The organism is Lentzea albidocapillata (genome assembly GCF_000719115.1).
In the GTDB taxonomy this organism is placed as follows: Bacteria; Actinomycetota; Actinomycetes; order Mycobacteriales; family Pseudonocardiaceae; genus Lentzea; species Lentzea albidocapillata.
Genome location: NZ_JOEA01000007.1, coordinates 212,215 through 236,722, shown reverse-complemented (window position 1 = coordinate 236,722; position 24,508 = coordinate 212,215). Strand labels below are relative to the sequence as shown.

Here is a 24,508-nt window from a genome sequence, read left to right as displayed (position 1 = left end):
GCGGTTGCTGGATCTGCTGGACATGCTGCCGCGCCCGCTGGACTCGGTGGAGTCGATCAAGCTCAAGCTCGGCATCGTGATCGTGGTGTCCGGGTGTGTTTCGTTCGCCTACTTCCGTTACGTGACCGGATGGTTGCCGCCCCGTACGACGCTGATCGCTCTCGTGCTGGGGTTGCTGACCTCGCAGTTGCTGGCGCACGGCATGACCTCGCCGTTGCGGGAGATGACCTCTGCCGCCCGGTCGATGGCTTCCGGGGACTACTCACGGTCGGTCCGCGCCACGTCCTCGGACGAGGTCGGGCAGCTGGCCGAGGCGTTCACGGTGATGGCCGCCGATCTCGCCGCCGCGGACCAGCAGCGTCGGGAGTTGATCGCGAACGTGTCGCACGAGCTCCGGACCCCGATCACGGCGTTGCAGGCCGTGCTGGAGAACGTGGTCGACGGGGTGGCGGTGGCCGACGCGGCGACCATGCGGACCGCGCTGGCGCAGACCGAACGGCTGGGGCGGCTGGTCACCGAGCTGCTGGACCTGTCGAAGATCGATGCGGGCGTGCTGTCCCTGAACCGGGAGTCGCTGTCCGTTTCGTCCCTGGTCGCCGACGTGGTGGCGGAGGCAGCGGTGGCCGCCCCTTCGGCCTCGTTCTCGATCGACGTCGCCGGAGATCTGACCGTTCTCGCCGATGGGGAGCGACTGCACCAGGTGCTGGTGAACCTGGTGGACAACGCTGCCCGGCACGGACCCACCGGGGGGTTGGTGTCCGTGGCCGGGTACTCCACGGCTTCGGCTGTGGTGCTGGAGGTCCGGGACGAGGGGCCCGGCATCGCGCCGGCCGACCGGTCGCGGATCTTCGAGAGGTTCACCCGAGGGGAGAGGGCGGGCGGTGGCGGGACCGGGCTCGGGCTCGCCATCGCCCAGTGGGTGGTGGACCTGCACGGCGGGACGATCGCCGTGGTGGAGCCCGGATCCTGCATCCGGGTGACCTTGCCTCGCTGACGTTTGCCCCGTACTGACCGCTTGCTTGTGTGGCGATGAAGCACGCCCGTTTCCGGGCTTGGGAGAGAGACATGACTGACGACAAGGCCGCTGGGCGGCCGAAGTACCGGAACTTCCGCAAGTCCGGGTACCGGCCGGTGTCCGGGAGCGGGAAGCCGGTGGGCACTGGGGGCTCACCGGAACCCGCAGAGGGTGCGGACGTTGAAGCCCCGAAGGTTTCGGAGAAGAAGCCCGTCGAGGGGGGCGTTGACGAACGCGCTGGTGAGGCCGCCGGCGAGGCCGGGGCAGGCTCGCGCAGGGGTACCCCCGAGCCGGGAACCCCTGCGACTCAACCTACTCACGAGGTCCGACAAGATCAGCCGGCGAAGGCGAAGCCTGCCGCGGTCGCGGAGAAGCCCAAGCCCGCGGAAACGCCGCAGCCCGCTCAGCCGGCCGCGGTCGTCACCGCCACCCTGCCCCCGCCGTCCCCGTGGCAGGGCCCGCCCGGCTACCCGGCCCCGGTGTCCGCCATGGCGGCCCCAGGGGTTCCGTTCATGCCCTGGTGGCGGCCACCCACGACCGGCGCACCGAGCAAAGCCCTGGTCGCGGGCCTCGTGGCGGGTCTGGGCGGCGCGTTCCTCGCGGTGCCGAACAACGGCATCGGCTGGTTCCTGGCGGGTCTGGCCGGCGTCGGCGGGGTGCTGTTCTACGCGGGCAGGCCTACCGTCGAGCGGGCGCTGTGGCTGGCGGGTGCGCTGGCGTTCCTCGCGATGGGCTTCCTGCGCGCCGCGGAGTGGGTGTTCCCGCTGGCGCTGATGGCGTCGATGTTGTGCGGTTCGATCGCCATGGCCGGCGGCAGGACCGTGCGGGGGCTCGTGTTCGGCACTCTGGGTGTCGGGCTGGGTGGGCTTCGGTCCATTCCCTGGGTTGCCAAGGGGGTCCGCAGGCGGGGGCGGATCGGCATCCGGCCGTTCGTCTCCGCCGGTGTGGCGCTGGTGTTGCTGGTGGTCTTCGGGTCGTTGCTGGCCGGGGCGGACAAGGGGTTCAACGACTTCCTCGAAGGCCTCGTGCCGGACCTCGACATCGACACGTACGTGCAGAAGGCGTTCTTCGGGATCGTTGCGGCGCTTGGTGCTCTGGGGGCCTGCTATCTGGTGGCGGCGCCGCCGGAGATCGACGAGGACGCCGAGGTGAAGCCGGGATCGTTGCGGCTCAAGGACTACGGGCTGCCCGTCGGTGTGCTCGTGTTGCTGTTCACCGGGTTCGTGGGCACGCAGCTCGCGGTGTTGTTCGGCGGCGAGGCCTACGTGATGAGGACGGCGGGCGTGACGTTCGCCGAGTACGCGCGGACCGGGTTCTGGCAGCTGCTGTGGGTCGCCGTTCTCACGCTCGGCGTAATCGCGGGTGTCGCGCGGTTCGCCGTGAAGAAGACGAAGCAGGAACAGTTGTGGCTGCGGGTGTTGCTCGGTTCGCTGGCTGTTCTCACGCTGGTCATCGTGGCGAGTGCCTTGAGCCGCATGTGGTTCTACCAGCAGGCGTACGGTTGGACGGTGCTGCGGCTGCTCGTCGCGTCGTGCGAGGTGTGGCTGGCGGTCGTGTACCTGATGGTGATCGCGAGCGGGATCTCGTTGCGCGCCAACTGGTTGCCCAAGGCGATCGTGGCCACCGGTGCCGCGTTCTTCCTTGCGGTGGTGGCGATGAACCCCGAACGGGTGGTCGCCGACTACAACGTGTCGCGGTTCGAGGCGACACAGAAGATCGACACGTACTACCTGTCGAAGTTGTCGGAGGACGCGGTGCCCGCGTTGATCAGGCTGCCCGCGCACGAACGCTCGTGTGCCTTGCGGTGGATGAAGAATCGCACCGTCGAGCAGGACTGGCGGGAGTGGAACCTCGCGCGCCACAACGCAAGGAAGTCACTCGAAAGTGTTGCGGTGACTGAGGTCACCTGTGAGGGTCGGTACTCCGGAGAGAGGTAGTCCTTTACACGGCTGTAAAGTTGTACAGCTACCGGTTGCCGAGAGGGTGAGAAGTGACGCTGACGTGACGATCGCGGCTGAACCCGTTGTCCTTCGATCGATGTTCACCGCAGGCGAGGCGCCCACACCGCGCACCCTCCTGGACATCCTGCGCGCGAGTGCCGAGAAGCACCCGGACGCGCTGGCCGTCGACGACGGCACCACCGCGCTGACGTACCGCGCACTGATCACGGAAGTACTGGAACTCAAAGAAAAGCTCGCCGCCGAGGGCGTCGGGGTCGGCGACCGGGTCGGCATTCGCGTGCCGTCCGGCACGGTCGACCTCTACGTCTCGATCCTGGCGGCCCTCGCGGCCGGCGCGGCCTACGTGCCCGTCGACTTCGAGGACCCGGACGAGCGGGCAGAGCTCGTTTTCGGTGAGGCACAAGTGGGTGCCGTGCTCAGCGAGGGCCGTTCCCTCGTGCGGCACGGCACCACGCTCGGCGTGCCCGGCGAGCCGGGTCTGGACAACGACGCGTGGATCATCTTCACGTCCGGCTCGACCGGTAAGCCCAAGGGCGTCGCGGTGACGCACCGCAACGCCGCCGCGTTCGTCGACGCCGAGGCGCGTCTGTTCCTGCGGGACGAGCCGATCGGGCCGGAAGATCGTGTGCTGGCCGGGCTTTCCGTCGCGTTCGACGCCTCCTGCGAGGAGATGTGGCTCGCGTGGCGCTACGGCGCCTGCCTGGTGCCCGCGCCGCGCTCCTTGGTGCGCACGGGCATGGACCTGGGCCCGTGGCTGGTCGAGCAGGAGATCACCGTCGTCTCCACGGTGCCGACGCTGGCCGCGCTGTGGCCCGTCGAGGCGCTGGACGACGTCCGGTTGCTGATCTTCGGCGGCGAGGCCTGCCCACCCGAACTGGCCGAGCGGCTCGCCGTCGACGGTCGCGAGGTCTGGAACACCTACGGGCCCACGGAAGCGACGGTCGTGGCCTGTGCCGCGCAGATGTCCGGCACCGGTCCCGTGCGCATCGGCCTCCCGCTGGACGGCTGGGACCTCGTCGTCGTGGACGCTCAGGGCGAGGTCCTGCCCATGGGCGAGTCCGGCGAACTGGTGATCGGCGGCGTCGGCCTGGCGCGCTACCTCGACGTCGAGAAGGACGCGCAGAAGTACGCGCCGCTGCCCTCGATGGGCTGGGACCGCGCGTACCGCAGCGGTGACATGGTCCGCGCCGAGCCGGAGGGCCTCGTCTTCCTCGGCCGCGCGGACGAGCAGATCAAGCTCGGCGGCCGCCGCATCGAACTCGGCGAGGTCGACGCGGCGCTGGCCGCGTTGCCCGGTATCGCCGGTGCCGCCGCTGCCGTGCGCACGACGCGGGGCGGCAACCAGATCCTCGTCGGTTACGTGGTGACCGACGGCGAGTTCGACCAGGAAACGGCTGTCGATCAGCTGCGTTCCGAGCTGCCGGCCGCGCTGGTGCCGTTGGTCGCGGTGGTCGAGACCCTGCCCACGCGCACGTCGGGCAAGGTCGACCGCGCCGCGCTGCCGTGGCCGCTGGAGTCGATGGACACCGCGGGCGTGGTGTTCTCCGGTCTCGAAGGCTGGCTCGCGGAGCAGTGGGCCGCCGTGCTCGGCTCCGGTCCCGCCTCCGAGGGCGCGAACTTCTTCTCGTCCGGCGGTAGCTCGCTGGGCGCCGCGCAGCTGGTCTCCCTGATCCGCACGCGGTACCCGAGCACGTCGGTGCAGGACATCTACCAGAACCCGACGCTGTACAAGCTGGCCCGCCGGCTCGAGTCGTACGGCGAGACGGCCGAGGTCCACGAGGTCGCGCCGACGCCGCGCTGGACCGGCGTCGTCCAGACGCTGCTGATGATCCCGCTGCTCACGATCTCCGGCGCCCGCTGGGTCGTCGCGCTGACGGCGCTGTCGAACGTGCTGGGCTGGACGTCCGTGTCGTGGTGGTGGGTGGCCGCGGGGTTCGCGGTCTTCCTCAGCCCCGCCGGACGCCTCGCGATCTCCGCCGGTGGCGCCCGGTTGCTGCTGCGCGGTGTGAAGCCCGGCGAGTACCCGCGCGGCGGAACCGTGCACTTGCGACTGTGGACCGCCGAGATGCTGGCGCGGATGTCGCGCGCCACCGAGCTTTCCGGCTCCTGGGTCACGCACTACGCGCGGGCGCTGGGCGCGAAGATCGGCCCCGGCGTCGACCTGCACTCGCTGCCGCCGGTCACGGGCATGCTGAAGGTCGGGCGCGGTGCCGCCGTCGAACCCGAGGTCGACCTGTCCGGCTGGTGGCTGGACGGCGACCGGCTGCGCATCGGCCGCATCCGGATCGGCGCGGGCGCGACGGTCGGTGCGCGCAGCACGCTGCTCCCCGGCGCGCGGATCGGCAAGAAGGCCGAGGTGGCGCCCGGTTCGGGTGTCGTCAGGTCCGTACCGACCGGTCAACGCTGGTCCGGCGTGCCCGCCACCCGCGAGGGCAAGGCGGCGCGCTCGTTCCCGTCGCGTCGCCCGGAGCGGTCGCGCTTCTGGAACCTCATGTACGGCGTCTCGTCCGGCCTGCTGGCCGCGCTGCCGCTGCTGGCGGCGGCTCCGGCCCTCCTCTACGTGCTGCGCCGGCCGGTGACCCTGACGTCGGCGCTGTGGGACGTTCCGGTCGCCTCGGCGATCTGGTTCGGCACCTACGCGCTGCTGATCCTGGTCTCGGTGCGGCTGCTGGGCATCGGCATGCGCGAGGGCCACTACCCCGTGCACAGCCGCGGCGCGTGGGCGGCGTGGACGACCGAGCGGTTGATGAACAACGCGCGCACGGCCCTGTTCCCGCTGTACGCGTCGCTGTTCACGCCGGTGTGGCTGCGGCTGCTCGGCATGAAGGTCGGCCGCCACGTGGAGGCCTCGACCGTGGTCGCGCTGCCGAAGATGACCCGCGTGGGCGACGGGGCGTTCCTGGCCGACGACACGATGGTCGCGACGTACGAGCTCGGCGGTGGCTGGCTGCGCATCGCCAACGCACGCGTGGGCAAGCGGGCGTTCCTGGGCAACTCGGGCATGACCGCGCCTGGCCGCAACGTGCCGAAGGGCGGGCTCGTCGGCGTGCTGTCGGCGGCGCCGAAGCGGGCCAAGGCCGGCTCGTCGTACCTGGGCATGCCGCCGATGAAGCTGCCCCGCGCCGCCGAGGTGTCGGACCAGTCGCGCACGTTCAACCCGCCGAAGCACCTGATGTGGGCGCGGGCGCTGGTCGAGCTGTGCCGGTTCGTCCCGGTGATGCTGAACGTCGCTCTCGTCGTGCTGGTGCTGTTCGCGCTGAAGGAGTTCGGGCTCTGGTGGTCCGGCGTCGTGCTGCTGGGCGCGGGCGTCGCCGCGTGTCTGGTCGCCGTCGTTGCCAAGTGGACGCTCGTGGGCCGTTTCAAGGTGCGTGAGTACCCGCTGTGGTCGGCGTTCGTGTGGCGCAACGAGCTGGCGGACACGTTCGTCGAGGTGCTCGCGGTGCCGTGGCTCGTCGGGTTCTCCGGCGGCACGCCGCTGATGAACCTGTGGCTGCGCTCGCTGGGCGCGTCGGTCGGCCGTGGCGTGTGGTGCGAGTCGTACTGGCTGCCCGAGGCGGATCTGGTGAAGCTGGGTGCCGGCGCGTCGGTGAACCGGGGCTGCGTCGTGCAGACGCACCTGTTCCACGACCGGATCCTGCGGATGGACCGCGTGGAGCTGGGCGCCGGTTCTACTTTGGGCCCGCACGGCATCGTGCTGCCCGGAGCGTCCGTGGGCGCTCACACCACGATCGGACCCGCCTCGCTCGTCATGCGCGGAGAGGATGTACCGTCGGGAACCCGTTGGCTGGGCAACCCGATCTCCGCGTGGACATGAGCCTCTCCGTACAGCATTACGCACTGGAGCTTGACTACAAGCCGTACTCCGCGCGCCTCTCCGGACGTGCGGTGTTGCAGGCTTCCTGCACCTCGCTGTCGTCGTTCTCGTTGTCCTTCGGTCCTCTGCGGATCTCGAAGGTGCTGGTGAACGGCAAACCCGCGCGCTACGGCCACGCTGGTGGCGTTCTGAACATCCGTGCCGCCGTACGAGGGGCTTTCTCGGTCGAGATCCGCTATTCGGGCATGCCGGTGCCGGTCTCGACGCCCGAGTGGGGCGATCTCGGCTGGGACCAGCTCACCGACGGCTCGATCGTGGCGTCCCAGCCGATCGGGGCGCCGTCGTGGTTCCCGTGCCTGGACGACCCGTCCTCGAAGGCCTCCTACCACCTGGAGGTCACGGCGCCCTCGCCGTACACGGTGGTGTGCAACGGGGTGCTGGTGGACGGCAAGGTGTCCGGCAGCACGACCCGGTGGACGTACTCGATGGCCGCGCCGATGGCGACCTACCTGGCGACCGTCCAGATCGGACAGTACGTCGAGGCCCTGCCGGACGTGTGGGCGCCTGTCCGGCTTGGTCGGCTCGTGGCGCACGACTTCGGCCGCCAGAACGCGATGATCGAGCTGTTCTCGTCGTTGTTCGGGCCGTACCCGTTCGAGAGGTACTCGGTCGTCGTCACCGATGACGAGCTGGACGTTCCCGTTGAGGCGCAAGGGTTGTCGACGTTCGGGGCGAACCACGTGGACGGCCGCCGCGGTTCGGAACGGCTGGTGGCGCACGAGCTGGCGCACCAGTGGTTCGGCAACTCCGTCGGGATCGCCGCGTGGGAGCACATCTGGCTCAACGAGGGCTTCGCCTGCTACTCGGAGTGGCTCTGGTCCGAGGCTTCCGGCGGCCGGTCCGCAGACGCTTGTGCTGCCGCAGCACGAGATCTGCTGCGCCGGTTGCCGCAGAACCTGGTGATCGGACGGCCGCCGCGCGCGGACTGGTTCGACGACCGGGTCTACAAGCGCGGTGCTTTGACGTTGCACGCGCTGCGCCGCGAAATGGGCGACGACTCGTTCTTCGCGCTGCTGCGGGAGTGGTGCGCCCGCCACCGGCACGGCGTGGTGACGACCGAGGACTTCCTCTCGCTGGCCGGGCACCGCGAGTTGCTCAACAGCTGGCTCTTCAAGCCCGAGTTGCCTCGTTAGGGGCCTGTATCGAAGTCTGGTCCGCGATAGCCGGGCCCGAGGCGGCCCCTGGCGGCACAGCCGAATGGCCCACATACAACACCGGTATGCGGGCCATTCGGCCGCACCACCAGGAACCACCTCAAGCGCGACTCTCATCGGACCAGACTTCGATACAGGCCCCAGACCACTTCCACACCAGCGGCGGGCGGCCTCCCTTGGGCAACGCGGCCGCGTGCTCACTGGTGCGGCCGAGGCCCGGCACGCGGTCCATCGTGCGGCCCAGGTTGGCCGGGTAGGGCCGGTCGCCGGTCAGCGACTCGGTCACGTCGAGCGCCTGCGCCGTGGTGAACTCGGGCCCGAGCAGGCCCGCGGTGAACGGCACGTCGCGCCAGAGCTTGTCCGCGAACAACGGCCGGCAGTCGGCGACGATCCGGTCGTGGTCGAAGGCGAGCGCGGGCATGGCGTCGAGCCGGCTCCAGACGGCCAGGTCGCCGGTCGCCCTGGTCACCGTGGCCCACAGCGCGATCGACAACGTCGGGCCACGCGGGTCACGCGACGGCTCGTCGAACGTGGCGAGCTGGCCGGTCGCGGTCACCGACTTCTCGCTGAGGCCCAGCTTCCCGGTGACGGCCCTGGCGGTCGCGTCCCGCAGCCGCTCACCCCTGCCCAGCAGCACGCCGGGCAGTGCCAGCTCACCCGCGAACGGCTCCTGTGCGCGCGGTGCGACCCCCACGAGCACCGTGCGTGCCTCCGGATCAAACCGGAGCACGATCACATCTACCGAGACCAACGTCGACTCGATCATGTCGTGGATTGTCCCGCACCGCGTAGTCCGTCCTGGCCGGCCCCGCGCCGGTGACGAGCACGTCGACATCGAGCAGATCCTCCAGGTACGCGACGGGGTCGGACATGTCCTCCAGGCTCGACCCGGTGGCGACCTTCAGGCCGTCGGCGTCCAGGTGCGTCACGGCCAGCCCGTCGATACCCCCACAGCAATCGACGGAATAGCGCAGCAACGCGGCGTCCAGGTGCCCGGCCCGCCATGCGCCCTGGAACTCCCCTGTGCCGTTGTGCAACTCCGGGAAGCGCTCCAGGACGGCCTGGTCCTCGGTCGGCAGCGGACCGGCGCCGTGGCGCGTCTGGTAGGTCCTGGTCACGCCGATCACGCGGGCCGGACGTCCTTGCAGCAGTTCCCGGGCGTTGCGCGGCACGACCGTGGACCAGGTGGTGTGCGGGTGGAAGCCGTAGGTCTCGTCGAGCAGGACGCCCTGCGCGCCCTCGAAGACGACTCGGCCCGCGTCGAGCAGCCCTTCGTGGCCCTCGGTGATCCGGACGGCGTCCGCGAACGCGCCGTAGAGCCCGACCAGTTCGTCGACGTCCGGGCCGTCGCCGATCAGCGGCTCGTAGAACCTGGCGAGCGCGTCCAGCCTCGTGCGCAGCACCGCGGGGTTCAGGCAGTCGCCAACGGTCGGGGCGGGGCCCGGCTCGCCGAGCACCCGCTGCCCCTCGACCACGTCCCCCTCGCTCGCCCCGGCGAGCAGCCCGTACCAGGCGGTTTCGCCGATCCCCTTACCGCACGACCCGTGCCGGTCGCCGCCCCTGGCCCTCTCCCTGGCCCGGTTCGCGGCGACGTGGAACGGCGTGGTGAGCAGCGCTCCGGCGTCGATCGACATCAGCGAGAGCGGGTTCGCCACGCCGAGCGCCTCCAGTTCGCGTGACTCGGTCGCCAGCGCGATCGGCTCGACGAGCACGTACCGCGACAGCCAGGTCGGCACACCCGCGAGCGTGCCGGACCCGAACTGGCTGAAGGTGTGGTGCCTGCCGCCGGCGATCACGTTGTGCGCGGCCTGCGCTCCCCCGTTGAACCGCACGACGGCGGATACCGGCCCGTCGGCGCACAACGCGTCGACGACGGCTCCCTTGCCCTCGTCGCCGAACCCCAGCCCGACGACGATCACGTGGTCGTTCATCAGCTCAGCGCCACGTCGTCAGGACCGTCGATGCCGAGCGGTGCGGCGACGACCGGCCGTGCGGCGTTGCCGACGGCGACCAGGGCCTTGCCGACGGCCTTGCTCTCGGCGACCGACCCGATCTCGGCGAGGTCCACCAGGGCCTGGTCGAGGTCGACCACGCGTTCCTCCATGCCGATCGTCGCCGCGATGAGCTCGCACACCGCGCCGGGGTCGTCCAGCTTGAGGAAGTTCTGCCCGAGGATCGTCCGCCAGTGGTCGCCGATGCTGTCGTCGTTGAAGTACGACGACTGGTTGGGCAGGATGAAGTAGACGTTCCACTTGAGAGCGAGCTCGCGGTAGACCGACACCGGGTCGATGTCCTGCTTCACGTCGTCACCGATGATCCGGCGGATGTGCTTGGCCTCCAGCCGCGGCTTGTTCAGCTCGTCGCCGATGATGAACAGGTAGCCCTTGCGACCCCGCTTCTGCCACGCGTCGGTGACGACGTGCCGTGCGACGAAGTACGCGGCAAGCTCGTAGGACTCGCTCTTCTGCCCGCCGCCGTTGCCTTCGAGGAAGATGTCCCGCAACTGCTCGTCCATGCGGTTGTCCGACTCGAACTGGCCGACCTGCAGCGGCACGCGGTCGCTGTCGGCGTCACCGATCCCGCCGAACATCAGCTGCGGGTCGGCGAGATATCCCTTGCGCTGCAACAGTCCGTGCAGCTTACCGAGCTTGCCCTGCATGATCCGCGGCACCGCGCCCATCGACCCGGTCACGTCGAACAGCACCGCGATCGGTGTCGAGTCGGCGTGGTCGGGCGAGTCGCGGCACTCGCGGTACTCGACGTTCAGCGGGTCGAGTGACGGCGCTGCCTTCCAGCTCGACGAGGGCGCCGACTTGATCGAGGCGGTGTAGCCGAAGTCCGCGATTCCCTTCGCCGCGCGGAAGGTCTTCGCCGCCGCGTAGGCATTGTCATCCCACTTGCCGTGTCCCATGGTCATTCTCCTTTTGGCAGAGCGAACGGGCGGAAAACCCTTGGTCCGTACAGTTCTTCGAGCAGTTCGTCGTACTCGCGCAGCAGGTCGGCGGCGTCAGGCCGGCGCGACGGGCGTTCCTGCAGACATCCGCGGGCGAACGCGATCTGCCGATTTTCTTCGTGTCGCAACAGATCGATCATCAGCGTGTGTGCCATGTGGACGTCCGTCGCGGCCGTGACCGGTTCTCCCGCTTGGACTTCCGGTGGATAGCTGATGGTGCGACTGGTCGCGAGGAGTCGCTGGCCTTCCTCGACGGCGAACGACCAGCCGGCCAGCACGATCCCGTGCTGTTCCGGGTGCACCATGACGTTCTCGGCCGTGACGGCTCCATGCACCAGCCCGATCCGGTGTGCGCCGGCCAACGCCTTGAGCAGCCTGCGATGCATCCACGCGTAGTCGCGCCCGTCCAGCCCTCGCGGGAAAGCGTTCTTGACGTCGGCGAGCGTCACGAACCCGTCCACCAGCGGGTCGAGCACCGTGAAGGCCCTGGAGCCCTTGGCGACATCGCCCGACGTGTCGAGCAGCCGCGGGTAGAAGGGCCGCAACCAGTGGTGCACGTCGGTGAAACGCTCCAGCCTGCGCAGGGCCTGCCACTCGCCGTGCAGCAGCGGGTTGAGCGCCGGATTGCGCACGACCTTCACGACGTACGGCCCGTCGGCCTCGTACAGGTTCGCGATGCTGCCGACCGCGAACGGCTCCCCGATGCGGTAGACGCCGGTCTTTGTTTTCAGTTCGACGCTCGTGCTGTGCGTCCACTCGTGGTGCAGCCGCGTCAGGTTCGCCGAGGCCGCGTGCGCCCGAGCGTTGGCTGGTCCGACCACGTCGGGGTGCAGCACCGAGGCCAGCGCGTGGTATCTGCGCCGCACCTCCCTGCGTCTGCCGGGATCGGCGCTGCGAGGCCCGAACAGGGCCTCGGCCGATGCGGCGCGCTCGACCAGTTCCAGCGCCTCCGATGTGGTGAACATGGGTTTGAGTCTATAAGACTCAAACCTGGAACGCAATGGTGAGCCGCGACATGGTGTTCCCCGCCCCGAAGGCCGGGTACCCGGCCTCGACACAGGAGGAGGCACAGTGCTGTTCGTCGTCATAGGCTGTTCGGTGGTCTTCGCGCTGCTCGCGGTGGAAGTGATCCACCGCCTGGTCCGCCGCTTCACCCACAGCGGCAGGATGTACCGGCCCGGCCAGGTGTTCGGAGCGTTGCTGGCCGCACAGATAAGCCTGAGCGCGTACCCGGTCGACGCCCCGGTCGCGTTGCACGCGCTGGGAATCGCGTTGATCCTGGCGGGAGCGTGGCTGCTGGCCGCGCTGATCAGCACCCTTGTGGACGTTTCGCTGTCGCGGATTCGCACTGATGTCATGGACAACCGGCACGCGCGGCGGGTGCACACGCAGGTCGTGCTGGTGCGGCGGCTGGTGCTGGTGGTCATCGGGGTGCTGGCAGCCGGCGCGATCCTGATGACGTTCCCCGGTGCGCGGGCGGTCGGATCGACCGTGCTGGCCTCCGCCGCGGTCATCGGTGCGGTGGCGGCGTTCTCCGCGCAGTCGTTGCTGGGCAACCTGATCGCGGGGCTGCAGATCGCGTTCAGCGACGCGGTGCGGCTCGACGACGTCGTGGTGGTCGAGGGCGAGTGGGGGCGGGTCGAGGACGTCACGCTGACGTACGTGGTGCTGCACCTGTGGGACGACCGGCGGATGGTGTTGCCGACCTCGTACTTCCTCAAGACGCCCTTCGAGAACTGGACGCGCACGCAGTCGGCGTTGCTCGGGACCGTGGAGCTCGATCTGGACTGGACGGTGCCGGTCGAGGCGATGCGGCAGGAGATGCGGTCCATGCTGGAGGGCAGCGACCTGTGGGACGGGCGGGTGTCCGTTCTGCAGGTCACGCAGGCCACGCACGGGTTCGTGCGGTTGCGTGCGCTGGTGAGTGCCGCTGATGCCGGAAAGCTCTGGGACCTGCGGTGCCTGACGCGCGAGCACCTGGTGGATTGGGTGCAGCGGCAGCACGGCGGTGCGTTGCCGCAGGTCAGGACCAAGACCGTGACCGGGGTCAAGAAGGCCCAGCCCGCCGGTGACCAGCACACGGACGCTCGGGTGTTCGGCGAGAGCGCCGACGGGACGCTGCGGGAGCAAGCGTTTGCGGGACCCAAGCAGTGACCGGCGGAAAACAGGATGCAACCGCCCGTGGAGCCCGTCCCGTCCTCACCACATGAGAAGACCGCTCGCCGTCGCGTTCTGCGCGCTGGCTCTCGGCAGTTGTGGTACGAACGGGTCTCCAGCCGTGCTCTTGGCGGAGGTGCCGACCGTGTCCTCAGCGAAACCGGACAAGCTCCGGGTCGAGCAGGCGAAGCGCGACGGCCACCTCACAGTGCCACTGATGATCTCCGTGCAGCCGGGACGCGACAAGGAGGTCGAGCAGGCACTGGAGAGGCTGGGCGCGACCGTCGAGTCGCGGGATCCCAGAATCGGCTACCTGCGCGCCGAGATGCCGGTCGACAAGGTGGAAGACGCGTATCTGATCATCGGCGTGTCCAAGGTGGACTTGGACGAGCCCCTCGGCAACAAGCTGCCCGAACCGTAGAAAGCCCCAGGATCTCGTGGACCCTGGGGCTTTCTACGTTCAACCGAACTACTAGCTGACTGCCTGGATGATCACGGCCCCGCCACCGACGACGGTGTTGTCGGCCGTGCGCACCTCGAGCTCACCGCGCAGCACGCGGCCGGCACCGGGCTGGCCCAGCGGCGTGATGACGCCCGTCGCGTTCCACGACGCACCGGCGGCGCGGTCGGCGTTGTTGTCCGCGATGGACAGCGTGCCGAGACCGGCCGAGGTGAAGACGTCGAAGTAGTCGAACGCCGTGGTGCCCGCGGGCACCGCGTAGCCGTCCACCAGGGCGACCCAGTTGCCTGCGGCCGGGTTGGTGATCGTCACCGACTCCTCGGAGTCCGCGTCCGCCGACTGACCGGCGAGCACACAGCTGCCCGACGTGCAGTTGTAGACGGACAGGTCGAGGTCAGCGCCCTGGTCGGCGGTCTTGCCGATCGTGACGGTGAGCTTCGACGCGCCGGCCGAGACCGCGATCGGGTACTGCTGGGACTCCAGGTTCGCGATCGTCGGACGGGCCGTCTTGGCACTGCCGACAGCGCCCGCCGCGAGCCGGCCGTTGAAACCGGCCTGCGTGTTCGTGACGGTGTAGGAGCGCTCGATCGGGGTGCCCAGCGTGCCGGACGCGATGGTGTCCGGGTTCGGGCTGACCGTCGTGCCGAGCACGGACGCGGTCACCGAGTACGGCGCCACGTCGGCGTCGGAGGTGCGACGCGCCTCGATCACGATCTCCCACACGCCGGCCATCGGGCTGGCCACCGTGCGGCTGGTCGGCGTGCCACCGGCACAACCGGCGCCCGCGTCCGGGTTGTAACAGTTGAGCGAACTGGTCGAGTCGGCCGCCGTGCCCTGCGGGGTGTAGCGCAGGAAGCGGACCTGACCCTTGCCGGCCTCGGCGCCACCGGCGTTCATGTCGATCTTCAGCGCGGTCGTGCCCTTGGGCACGTTCACGAAGAGGCTCGTCGACTGGTTGCGCGCGATCGTGCCGGACTTGGTGACCGAGAACTTGTTGGCGGCGTTGAAGTTCTCCGCCGCGAACACGGTGTTCAGGGTCTGCGAGTCGACGCCGGGGGTCTCCGGGTTGTCGAGCTGCAGGACGGCGCTGTGCACGCCCGCGGTCTTGGCCTTGACCTTGACGGCGAACTGGACCGGCTTGTTCAGCGGCAGGTCGACCTTCTTCGGCGCCGAGAACGTGCCGTCGTTGCCCTTCCACGAGACGTTGTAGCGCTCGTCGTCGTGGCCCGTGGTGCGGGTCAGCGTGTAGGTGCGGGTGTACTCCTGGCCCGCGGTCACGCCTTCACGGTCGTGGATGCCGACACCGACGTTCGGGGTGGCCAGCAGTCCACTGAGGACGGTGTTGACCGCGACGGACGTGGTGACCTGGTCCGGCACGGAGTGCTTGTCCAGCAGCTTCCACGCGGCGTTGGTGTTGAAGAGGCCCGCGCCCTGCTCGTACGCACCGAGGTCGGCGACATAGTTCGCGCTGCGCTGGATCGCGTAGCGCAGCTCGGCGCTGGTGGGCCTCTGGCCGTCGTGCGTGGCCTTGAACGCGCTCACGAGCAGCGCGGCGGCACCGGTCGCCTGCGGGGCGGCCATCGAGGTGCCGTTGAACATCGCGTAACCGGCGGGGAGGGCGAAGGTGCCCGCCACCGGGCCGCCGGCCTGCCAGCGCGGCGTGGTGGAGATCGCCGAGCCGGGCGCGATGATGTTCGGCTTGAAGCCGCCGTCCTCACGCGGGCCGCGTGAGGAGAAGCCGTGCAGGTTCTGCTTCTGCTCGGTCTTCGAGCCGTAGTTGGAGAGCCAGGTCTCCTTGGTGATGGACGAGCCGACGCTCAGCGCGTTCGTCGCCACTGACGGGTCACCGACGGTGTTCGCGCCCGCACCCGAGTTGCCCGCCGAGATGAAGAGCTGGACGTTGTACTCGTCGATCGTGCGGTTGTAGAGCTCCGCACGGGCGTTGTTGCCGTCGTTGAGCGCCGGGAGGCCACCGATGGAAATGTTCACGACGTCTGCGCCGTTGCGCGCGGCGTAGAGGACACCGTCGATGAGACCGGAGCTCGTGCAGGCCGGCGTAGAGAGGCAGGCCTTGATGGACATCAGCTTCGCGCCGGGTGCCGCACCGGCCATCTTGCCGTCGAACAGCCTGTGCGCCGAGGTGATGCCGGCGACGTGGGTGCCGTGCGCACCGGCGGAGATGCCGAGGCTGACGTACGGCGTGCCGCCCGTGTCGTAGATCGACTTGTCGGTCTGCACGACGAACGCCACGCGGTCGATGACCGGCGTCGCGGGGTTGTCGGTGCCGAAGAACCCGGAGTCCTTCTTGACCTTGTAGTCGATCATCCGCGGGTTGTTGGTGAAGTTGGCGTCACCATCGGTGTCGACGAAGACTTCCTTCGTCGTGATGTCCTGGATGACACCCCACGAGTCGAGGCGGTCGCCATCGCGGTTGATGTCACCGCCGATCTCGCTGCCGGCGCCGCCGAGGTCGCCGGCGATCTCACGGAAGAGACCGAACGAGTAGGGGCCACCGGTCGCCGGCGCCGTCCACTCCTTGCCGCCCTCGACGAACTTGCCGACCTTGCCGGTCTTGGTCATGGTGACCCAGGTGCCGTCGCCGGACGCCGGGTTGTTGGCCGTGAACCAGTCGACGATCTTGCGGTCGCCGGTGCTGGTGGTCGCCAGCGCGGGGTGGTCCAGGTCGATGCCGGAGTCGATCACGGCGATCGTGGTGCCGCGGCCGTCCCACTTCGGGTTCGCGACGGCGAACTGCGCCGCCTGCGTGTCCTTCGTCGGCATGTACGGGTTGGTGCGCGGCGTCTTCGAGTCCGGCGCCTTCTGCGGCGCGGGCTGCTCCATGCCTTCGGGACGCGGGTCGTCGAGGGCGACGAGGCCGTCGACGTCCACGGTGCTGACCGAGGCCAGCTTGGCGGCCTTCGCCGCGTTCTCCCGCGGGATGGTCACCTTGACGTAGTCGACGTCCTTCTCGGTCTTCTGGACCGTGGCGCCGAGCGCCTTGAGGTCGTTGACCGCGGCGTCGGCCTTGCCGTCCTCGGCGGCGACCAGCAGGTCGACGGTCGGCTTGCCCTCGCGGGCCGCCTGGTCGACGAGTGCCCGGTCCTGCTTGTCCAGCTGCTTGTCAGCGGCCGGCTGCTGCTGCGGTGCGTTCTGCGCAATGGCAGGGGTGGCGGCGAAGCCGAACCCGGTAGTGCCCAGCACCGCGGTCAGCAAGACCGTGCCGGTGCGGCGTCTCCAGTTCTTCACGGCGCATGTGCCCTTCGTGGGGTAAAGAGTGCTCCGAAGCACATCTCTTCGCCTCGCGATGGGCAATCGTCGGACTGGACTAACTTTCAGATCCACATTGGACTGTTCAGCGGCTTGAACGGGCACGCTTTTAATGCTGCACGTTTCTTTTCCATCACGGAACGAGCAACCGTCCTCCAGTCAAGGGCTGATGGAGGGGAATGTCAAGGCTCCGTCAACGGTGAACGGCGTTGGCGTGTAACAGGATCCCGGTATCAGGCGATGGACTGATCGCTATTTCCGCCCATTAGCCCACGCAATCTCGCCCGCAGGCGACCGACGATCCCCTGCGGGGTGGCGAGCACTTTAGGCTGCGCTCCACACGCGGGACAGTGGGCGCGATGTGCGACGAGGACCTGCTGGAGTTCCGTCACGTGCTTCGCGGTCCGTTCGGGCACCGAGTCCTTTTTGATCGAGAGCAGGCTCAGCTCGGTCAGCGCGTGGCGGCCCCGGCGCAGTCGTGCCGTGGGCGCGATGGTGTGAAAGAAGATCAGGTTTCTCTTGCGCGCGGGTTCGATCACCTCGACGTCACACCATTCGACGGTGACCTGCCGGTCGAGCCCGTTCGACGTGATGCCCTCGCTAGTGACCTTGGTGCCCATCTTGAAGGTCCGCCACGCCACCGTGCCGCCCATGAGGAACCACAGGCCGCCGAAGACGTAGCCGTACCAGGGACCGTCCACGGCCGCGAGCGGACCGACCGCGGCCACGGCGGCGCCGAGGCCGAACAGGACCCATCTCCACCTGGTATGCATCTCCCCATCCTGTTTACCCGATCCTGCCTCTTGAACGCCGCCGGAGCTCATCTCGTTGAACGCCGTTCGGCAGGACTGGGGGCCGGTCAGGCGCTACCTTGCGCCCATGGACCTGAAGCCGGTCGCCGACGAGCTCTACGGCCTGCCTCCGAAGGACTTCACCGCGGCCCGCAACGCCGCGGCCAAGCAGGCCGACGACAAGGATCTGGCCAAGGCCATCCAGGAGCTCCGCAAGCCCACCGTGGGCGCCTGGGCGGTCAACAAGCTCGTGCGGGACGCGCCTGAGGGCCTGGAGGAGGCGCTGGGCCTCTCCACGGCGCAGCTGACCATGCGGGAGCTGGGCCGCAAGCGCAAAGAGCTCATGGAGGCGCTGGTCTATCGCACGCTGGAGCTGACCGGACCGCTCGCGGACGACGCCGTCACGCAGGTGCGCAACACGCTGACGGCCGCGATGGCCGACCCGGAGTCCGCCGAACAGGTGCGCGACGGCCACCTGACCAAGGCGCTGGAGTACTCGGGCTTCGGGTTCGCACTCCCCACGCCCGAGCCGGCTCAGGCCGGCGAGGACGCGCTGGCCCGCAAGCGGCGGGAACGGCAGGAACGCAAGCGGGCCGAGGCCCAGCAGGCACTGGACGAGGCCGAGCAGGCGCTCGGGGAGGCCCAGGCCGACCAACTGGCGGCGCAGCGGGCGTTCGACCGCGCCGCGGAACGGCTGGAGGACGCCAAGCGGGTCACGAGCGGGGCGGAGAAGGCGCGGAAGGCCGCCGAACGCAAGCTCAATGATCTGAGTTAGAACGGTCGAGCGGTCCCCACTCGTCGGAACGCTGGGCGCCGACCAGCTCCGAGCACTCCCGCAGTGCGCTGTCAGCCACCCAGGCGAGCGGCTCCCGGCAGCGGACCAGGGGTTCGTTGTCCGGGCCGCGGCCCACCTCGGTGCCGCGCAGCACCCACGCGCGGACGTCGGGCCCGCGCAGGTCGCGCAGGTGGCGGTAGTCGAAGAGGCGGCGGGCCACCCACAGCTCGCGGGAGCGGTCGCCCCACCACGGTTCGATGTGCAGCGGGCTCGCGGACAGGCCAGGGAGTTCCACGCCGGTCAGCGAGTCGCTCGACGTCGAGGCTTCGTCGGCCTCGGGGCCCTGGGACCAGCGCAGGTAGACGTCGTCGCCGATGAAGCACGTGAGCTCGGCGAGGCTTGTGATCGTCGGCAGCCGTGCTGTCACACCCGGTGACTTACCCGGCCGAAACTGAGGGAAACCTGAAGACCGGCTGAAGGAATTGAGCCTGGTCACAGTGAAAGCCGACCGGAACACCACGCTCCGGTTGTACGTTCAACAATGTGGTTGGCCGCTGGCGCTCGAGCCGGTCGCCAGGGCGATCCGGCACCCCCAGGCCGGAAAAGCCCTTCCGCAGGCGTCGCGTGCTCGCGCCGCGGTCAACCCGCCGTCGACCGGCACTCCGGTAAACCCCCCTCACCGGCAGTGACGGTCGACGGCACTTAGAGGTTGTACTGGTCATGGCTCTCGTAGAACGCGACCAGTTCGTCCGGCGAGAGCCCCTTCGCGTTCCGGACCTCCAGGAAGAAGTTCTCCCGGGCGATCCCGGGCGAGAACAGGATCAGCATCCGCACCGGAGCGTCGCTGTCGTTGCGGAACGCGTGCGGGCGGTCCGGCGGGACGTAGAGGAAGTCACCCTCGCCTGCCGTCACCCACTCCTCGCCGTCGAGCAGCGTGATCTCGCCTTCGAGCACGTAGAACGACTCCGAGAAGGTCTTGTGGAAGTGCGGCCGGGCTCCGGGCTGACGGGCCTCCATCCGCCACTCGAACAGGCCGAACTCACCGTTCGTGACGGATCCCGGCGCCACAAAACGCGTGGTCGACGTCGTGAAACCCACCTCGGAAGCAGGTCGGAAGCTCATCGAGCACCATCCCCAAAAAGTGAAACTGACTCAGGTCTCGTGCGTGACCAGCGGTAGTTCTAGACTCGCCCGATGGCACATGACGCGGATGTCATCGTCGTCGGCGCGGGCCTCGCAGGTCTCGTGGCGACCGCAGAACTCGCGGACGCGGGTCGCAAGGTCATTCTCCTCGACCAGGAGCCGGAGGCGTCGCTCGGCGGCCAGGCCTGGTGGTCGTTCGGCGGGTTGTTCATGGTGGACACCCCCGAGCAGCGCAGGCTCCGGGTCAAGGACTCGCACGACCTGGCGTTGCAGGACTGGATGGGCTCGGCGGCGTTCGACCGGGAGGCCGACCACTGGCCGCGGCTGTGGGCGCAGGCCTATGTGGACTTCGCCTCCGGCGAGAAGCGCTCCTGGCTGCACAACATGGGGATGCGCTGGTTCCCGTTCGTGCAGTGGGCCGAGCGGGGCGGCTACCTGGCGGACGGGCACGGCAACTCGGTACCGCGCTTCCACGTCACGTGGGGCACCGGGCCGGGCGTCGTCGAGCCGTTCGAGCGCCGGGTGCGGGAGGCCGTCGCGAAGGGACTCGTGACGCTCAAGTTCCGCCACAAGGTCACGAACGTCAACGTCACCAACGGCGTGTGCGACGGCGTGTCCGGCGACGTGCTGGAGGCCTCGTCGACCGGCAGGGCCGAACCGAGCTCGCGGACGGTGGCGGGCGACTTCTCGTTCAGCGCCCAGGCCGTGATCGTCACGTCCGGCGGCATCGGCGGCAACCACGACCTGGTGCGCAGGAACTGGCCCGAGCGGATGGGCACGCCACCGAAGTTCATGCTGGCCGGTGTGCCGGACTTCGTCGACGGCTCGATGATGGAGATCACCCAGAAGGCCGGCGGCGCGATCATCAACGCCGACCGCATGTGGCACTACCCCGAGGGCATCGCGAACTACGCCCCGGTGTGGTCGCGGCACGGCATCCGCATCCTGCCCGGCCCGTCGTCGCTGTGGCTCGACGCCGAGGGCAAGAGGCTGCCGATCCCGCTGTTCCCCGGTTTCGACGCGCTGGGGTCGTTGCAGCACATCACCTCCCACGGCCATGAGCACTCGTGGTTCGTGCTGAACAAGAGGATCATCGGCAAGGAGTTCGCGCTGTCGGGCTCCGAGCAGAACCCGGACCTCACGGGCAAGGACACGAGGGCCGTCCTCAAGCGCGCGCTGCCGGGCGCCGTGGCACCCGTGGAGGCGTTCGCGCAGAAGTCCAAGGAGTTCATCCAGGCGGGCACGGTCGCGGACCTGGCCCGCGGCATGAACGCGCTGACCGGCGACTCGCGCATCGACGCGGCCGAGCTCGAGAAGACGATCGTCGAGCGCGACCGCCAGGTCACCGCGGGCCTCAGCAAGGACATGCAGGTCAACGCGATCCGCGCGGCACGGCACTTCCTCACCGACAAGCTGATCCGCGTCGTCGAGCCGCACCGGTTGCTCGACCCCAAGGCCGGTCCGCTGATCGCGGTCAGGCTCTCGGTGGTCACGCGCAAGACGCTGGGCGGCCTGCACACCGACCTGTCGTCGCGGGTGCTCGACACGTCCGGCGAGGTGCTGCCGGGCCTGTACGCCGCCGGTGAGGCCGCCGGGTTCGGTGGCGGTGGCGTGCACGGCTACCGCGCGCTGGAGGGCACGTTCCTCGGCGGCTGCCTGTTCTCCGGCCGGGTGGCCGGGCGTGCGGCGGCGGAGGCCGTCAAGTAGGTCCGCGTGGTGGACGCGGGTTGACGGTCCCCGAGCTTGCGGTCGTGCTGGAAGGCATGACACAGATCGGGGACCGTCAACCCGCGACCCGCGGCGCCATTCACTAGTTCAAACGAGTGAATTCGTGGCCGATCCGTCGATTCTCGACCGGGGTTCGGGGTTCGGTTGGACCCGTCCTGACTGATCAGTAAGCTTTCGCGCTGGACCCACTCCTGGTGGTGGTACCGCGCCAGCCGATCGAGCAGATCACCCCCGGTCCCCCACGAACGGCCACCTGAGCTGAATGAACATGGTCGACAGCCGAGAGCCCGCCGTTCGCTGGGCGGCGACGATCTCCAACACCCTCATCGCGAACTTCACGCGCGAGAAGCTCGAGCAACTGCTCGGCGGCTACGTCGAGCAGTTGCTCAGTGGCGGTGTGGACGAGGCGCGGCAGGTCGGCCGGTCCATGGTCGAGCACGACTTCATCGCCTCGGCGACGCTGGAGCACTCGCTCACGTTCCTGGGTGAGCACACCCCGGTCACGCCGGCGCAGCTGGCCGCGCTCGCCGCCGGGTACGCGGAGGGGCTGCGCGACCGCACGCTCGACCAGCAGGAGCTGAGCCGCACGGCCGCGATCACCACGATGCGCCGGGCCGAGGCCGCGGTCAGGGCGAGCGAGGCCAAGTTCCGCGCGGTCTTCGAGAGCTCGGCGTTCGGCATCATCGTGAGCGGCCTCAAGGGCAAGATCATCGACGTCAACGAGGCGTTGCTCGCCATGCTCGACTACCGGCACGAGGACCTGCGCAGGATGAGCGGCCGCGACATCGTGCACCCGGACGACAGGGCCGGGCTGCGGGAGCTGACGAAGCAGCTGATCGCGTCCGAGCACGACAACATCCGGGTCGAGAAGCGGATGGTCCGCAGCGACGGCGAGACGATCCAGACGCACATGGCGATCTCCGTGGTGCGCGAGGAGGACGGCACGCCGCCGTACCTCGTCACCATGATCGAGAACATGAGCGAGATGCGCGCGCTGCAGACGCAGCTCGTGCGGCAGAGCCTCAACGACGTGCAGACGGGCCTGCCGAACCGCGCGCAGTTCCTCGGCTGGCTGGAGGGCGTGGCCGGCTCCAAGGGGCCGGAGACGCTCGCGCTCGTGCAGGTCGACATCGACGGGTTCCGCGGCGTGAACGACGCGTTCGGGCACGAGGCCGGCAACCGGGTGCTGATGCACGTCGCGACGCACCTGCGGGCGGTGTTCTCCGAGGGAGTCGCCAAGGTCGCGCGCATCGGCGACGACGAGTTCGGCGTGCTGGTCAAGGACCCGCAGGACGTGCGGAGCGTGGTCGCCCTGGTCGAGGACTTCACCGCACGCCTGGAAGAGCCGATCTGGATCGGCTCGCACGGCGTCGGCGTGACCACGAGCGTCGGCATCGTGGCGCGGGCGGCGCGCGGCGGCGACTCGACGGACCTGTTGCGCGCGGCGGACGTCACGGTCGGCTGGGCCAAGCGCGACGGCAAGGCGCAGTGGGCGCTGTACGACCACGAACGGGACGTGCACGACAAGGAGAGGTACGCGCTCGCGGCCTCGATCCCCGGCGCGCTGGAAGAAGGCCAGTTCCGCGTCGACTACCTGCCCGTCCACTCGCTGGCCGACGGCTCGGTGCTCGCGCTGGAGGCCAAAATCGTCTGGGACCACCCCGAACGCGGGGTGCTGTGCCTGGACACGTTCCTCGACCAGTCGTCGAACAACGGCATGGTCGTCCGCCTGATGCACTGGGCGCTGGAGGCCGCGTGCCGGCACGCGGCCGACTGGCACCTGGCGCTGGGCTCGCGGATGCCCGCGCTCTCGATCGACCTGCCGCCAAGGCTGTGCCAGGAGCCCGAACTCGTCGCCGAGGTCGCCCGCGTGCTGGAGCGCACCGGCCTGCCCGCGACGTTGCTGCGCTTCGAACTGCACGAGCACCTGCCGGCGTTGCTGAACGACGAACAGCTCGACGAGCTCACGATCCTCGCCGAGCGCGGCATCGGGCTGGTGCTGGACCAGATGAACGGCGGCAACGTCGGCGTCGACCGGCTGCGCCAGCTGCCGTTGAGCGGCGTGAAGTTCACCGGCACCGTCGTGCACGGTCTCGACGAGGGCGCGAACCGCGTGGAGGAGAGTGCTTCGGTGGCCCTGCTGCGGTGGGCAACGTTGCTCAAGCTGCCGCTCTACGCCGAGGACGTACGGACTCCCGCCGAGGCCGCAAGGCTGGCGAAGCTGGGCGTGACGGGCGGGCAGGGCGCGCACTTCGGGCCGGCGCTGTCGGCCTCCGAGGTCTCCGCGCTTCTTCTCAGCTAGTTCTTATCAGGGTATTCCAGGGTTTCGGCACAGCTGGTTCACATGATGGGGGTCCATCGTGGAGTCATGACCGAGCAGAGCTTCCCCGCGATGAGCGGGTCACTGGTGGAACCGCAGCCCGCCGTCGTCGCCCCGAAGTTCTGGCGCCGAACGGCCCCGATGCTCACGGCCGCGGCACTCGTCGCCGGCCTGTTCGGGGGCGTCACCGGAGCGGTGATCGCCTCGCCGGACTCCACCCCCACGACTTCCTCCGTCTCCGCGCAGACGATCGCGAACACGTCCACACTGGACTGGAGCGCCGTCGCCTCCGACGTGCTGCCCTCGGTCGTCCAGGTGAACGTCGGCAACGGTCTCGGCTCCGGCGTGATCCTCTCCGCGGACGGCAAGATCCTCACCAACAACCACGTCGTCGCCTCGTCCGGCGGCCAGATCACGGTGAAGTTCAACGACGGCCGCGAACTGCCGGCCACCGTCGTCAACACCGACCCGACCTCGGACCTCGCCGTGCTGCAGGTCTCCGGGGCGTCCGGTCTCACGCCGATCAAGTGGGCGAACTCCGGTTCGGTGAAGGTCGGTGACGCGGTGATGGCCATCGGCTCGCCGTCCGGGCTGCAGGGCACCGTGACGACCGGCATCGTGTCCGCGCTGGACCGCAAGGTGACCGTGCCCGGCGAGACCCGCCGCGCGTCTTCCGTGTCGTACCAGGCGATCCAGACCGACGCGTCGATCAACCCCGGCAACTCCGGTGGCGCGCTGGTGAACGCGGCCGGTGAGCTGATCGGGATCAACTCGGCGATCTACTCGCCGGCGTCGAGCAGCGGTGAGGCCGGGAGCGTCGGCATCGGGTTCGCGATCCCGTCCAACACGGCCAAGCAGATCGTCGACCGGCTGAGCTGACCGGCGAAACGACCAGGGGCCGCGGCGACGC

The 24,508-nt window shown here is 69.3% G+C and carries 18 protein-coding genes; 10 read left to right on the top strand and 8 right to left on the bottom strand.

Annotated features, from left to right (window positions below):
- Positions 1-22 precede the first annotated feature (22 nt).
- From IG04_RS0112035 to IG04_RS0112020, 4 genes are all read left to right on the top strand, one after another.
- A complete protein-coding gene (locus IG04_RS0112035) occupies positions 23-994 on the top strand; it encodes a HAMP domain-containing sensor histidine kinase (RefSeq protein WP_030476684.1) in 972 nt (323 codons plus the stop codon).
- 71 nt (positions 995-1,065) lie between these two features.
- Entirely contained in the window at positions 1,066-2,952 is a 1,887-nt protein-coding gene (locus IG04_RS0112030; protein ID WP_084400922.1) for a DUF4153 domain-containing protein, read from the top strand.
- Positions 2,953-3,052: 100 nt separating this feature from the next.
- Positions 3,053-6,790: a Pls/PosA family non-ribosomal peptide synthetase gene (locus IG04_RS0112025; protein WP_084400921.1), complete on the top strand. Its 3,738-nt coding sequence runs from the start codon at positions 3,053-3,055 to the stop codon at positions 6,788-6,790.
- On the top strand, positions 6,787-7,983 hold the full coding sequence (locus IG04_RS0112020; protein ID WP_036014454.1) for a M1 family metallopeptidase: 1,197 nt from the start codon (positions 6,787-6,789) through the stop codon (positions 7,981-7,983). The genes IG04_RS0112025 and IG04_RS0112020 overlap by 4 nt, the downstream gene beginning before the upstream one ends.
- Positions 7,984-8,104: 121 nt before the next feature.
- Here IG04_RS0112020 and IG04_RS0112015 read toward each other — a convergent pair whose 3' ends face one another.
- The 4 genes from IG04_RS0112015 to IG04_RS0112000 are packed head-to-tail and all read right to left on the bottom strand — an operon-like array spanning position 8,105 to position 11,922.
- Positions 8,105-8,734 (bottom strand): NUDIX hydrolase, encoded by a 630-nt coding sequence (locus IG04_RS0112015; protein ID WP_248782521.1) that lies wholly within the window; start codon positions 8,732-8,734, stop codon positions 8,105-8,107.
- The gene (locus IG04_RS0112010; RefSeq protein WP_051769626.1) at positions 8,721-9,935 is read right to left on the bottom strand and encodes an adenylosuccinate synthetase; all 1,215 of its coding nucleotides are present in this window, start codon (positions 9,933-9,935) and stop codon (positions 8,721-8,723) included. Before IG04_RS0112010 ends, IG04_RS0112015 begins: the two co-directional genes overlap by 14 nt.
- On the bottom strand, positions 9,935-10,915 hold the full coding sequence (locus IG04_RS0112005; protein ID WP_030476678.1) for a hypothetical protein: 981 nt from the start codon (positions 10,913-10,915) through the stop codon (positions 9,935-9,937). The genes IG04_RS0112010 and IG04_RS0112005 overlap by 1 nt, the downstream gene beginning before the upstream one ends.
- Positions 10,916-10,917: 2 nt before the next feature.
- The gene (locus tag IG04_RS0112000; RefSeq protein ID WP_030476677.1) at positions 10,918-11,922 is read right to left on the bottom strand and encodes a protein kinase family protein; all 1,005 of its coding nucleotides are present in this window, start codon (positions 11,920-11,922) and stop codon (positions 10,918-10,920) included.
- A gap of 106 nt (positions 11,923-12,028) precedes the next feature.
- On the opposite strand from IG04_RS0112000, the gene IG04_RS0111995 reads away from it, so the two are divergent.
- Positions 12,029-13,111, top strand: a complete 1,083-nt coding sequence (locus IG04_RS0111995) for a mechanosensitive ion channel family protein (RefSeq protein WP_051769624.1) — start codon at positions 12,029-12,031, stop codon at positions 13,109-13,111.
- Positions 13,112-13,259: 148 nt separating this feature from the next.
- A complete protein-coding gene (locus IG04_RS0111990; protein WP_144065214.1) occupies positions 13,260-13,535 on the top strand; it encodes a hypothetical protein in 276 nt (91 codons plus the stop codon).
- A 51-nt stretch (positions 13,536-13,586) separates the two neighbouring features.
- On the opposite strand, the gene IG04_RS0111985 is transcribed toward IG04_RS0111990, so the two are convergent.
- Positions 13,587-16,820 (bottom strand): S8 family serine peptidase, encoded by a 3,234-nt coding sequence (locus IG04_RS0111985; RefSeq protein WP_030476674.1) that lies wholly within the window; start codon positions 16,818-16,820, stop codon positions 13,587-13,589.
- 254 nt (positions 16,821-17,074) lie between these two features.
- On the bottom strand, positions 17,075-17,665 hold the full coding sequence (locus IG04_RS0111980) for a hypothetical protein (protein WP_169745991.1): 591 nt from the start codon (positions 17,663-17,665) through the stop codon (positions 17,075-17,077).
- 55 nt (positions 17,666-17,720) lie between these two features.
- Between IG04_RS0111980 and IG04_RS0111975 the strand changes: the two genes are divergently transcribed.
- Positions 17,721-18,407 carry a hypothetical protein gene (locus IG04_RS0111975; protein ID WP_051769622.1) on the top strand — a complete coding sequence of 229 codons (687 nt, stop codon included), beginning with the start codon at positions 17,721-17,723 and terminating at the stop codon, positions 18,405-18,407.
- On the opposite strand, the gene IG04_RS0111970 is transcribed toward IG04_RS0111975, so the two are convergent.
- Positions 18,391-18,834 (bottom strand): DUF6098 family protein, encoded by a 444-nt coding sequence (locus tag IG04_RS0111970; protein ID WP_030476671.1) that lies wholly within the window; start codon positions 18,832-18,834, stop codon positions 18,391-18,393. The two genes, IG04_RS0111975 and IG04_RS0111970, sit on opposite strands and share 17 nt — an antisense overlap.
- A gap of 275 nt (positions 18,835-19,109) precedes the next feature.
- Positions 19,110-19,529, bottom strand: a complete 420-nt coding sequence (locus tag IG04_RS0111965; protein WP_051769619.1) for a cupin domain-containing protein — start codon at positions 19,527-19,529, stop codon at positions 19,110-19,112.
- Between the two features lie 72 nt (positions 19,530-19,601).
- On the opposite strand from IG04_RS0111965, the gene IG04_RS0111960 reads away from it, so the two are divergent.
- The 3 genes from IG04_RS0111960 to IG04_RS0111950 all read left to right on the top strand — a co-directional run bounded on the left by IG04_RS0111960 (position 19,602) and on the right by IG04_RS0111950 (position 24,477).
- Entirely contained in the window at positions 19,602-21,257 is a 1,656-nt protein-coding gene (locus tag IG04_RS0111960) for an FAD-binding dehydrogenase (RefSeq protein ID WP_030476669.1), read from the top strand.
- Positions 21,258-21,546: 289 nt separating this feature from the next.
- The gene (locus tag IG04_RS0111955) at positions 21,547-23,580 is read left to right on the top strand and encodes a putative bifunctional diguanylate cyclase/phosphodiesterase (RefSeq protein ID WP_159460430.1); all 2,034 of its coding nucleotides are present in this window, start codon (positions 21,547-21,549) and stop codon (positions 23,578-23,580) included.
- Between the two features lie 66 nt (positions 23,581-23,646).
- Positions 23,647-24,477: a S1C family serine protease gene (locus IG04_RS0111950; RefSeq protein ID WP_030476667.1), complete on the top strand. Its 831-nt coding sequence runs from the start codon at positions 23,647-23,649 to the stop codon at positions 24,475-24,477.
- Positions 24,478-24,508: the final 31 nt, after the last annotated feature.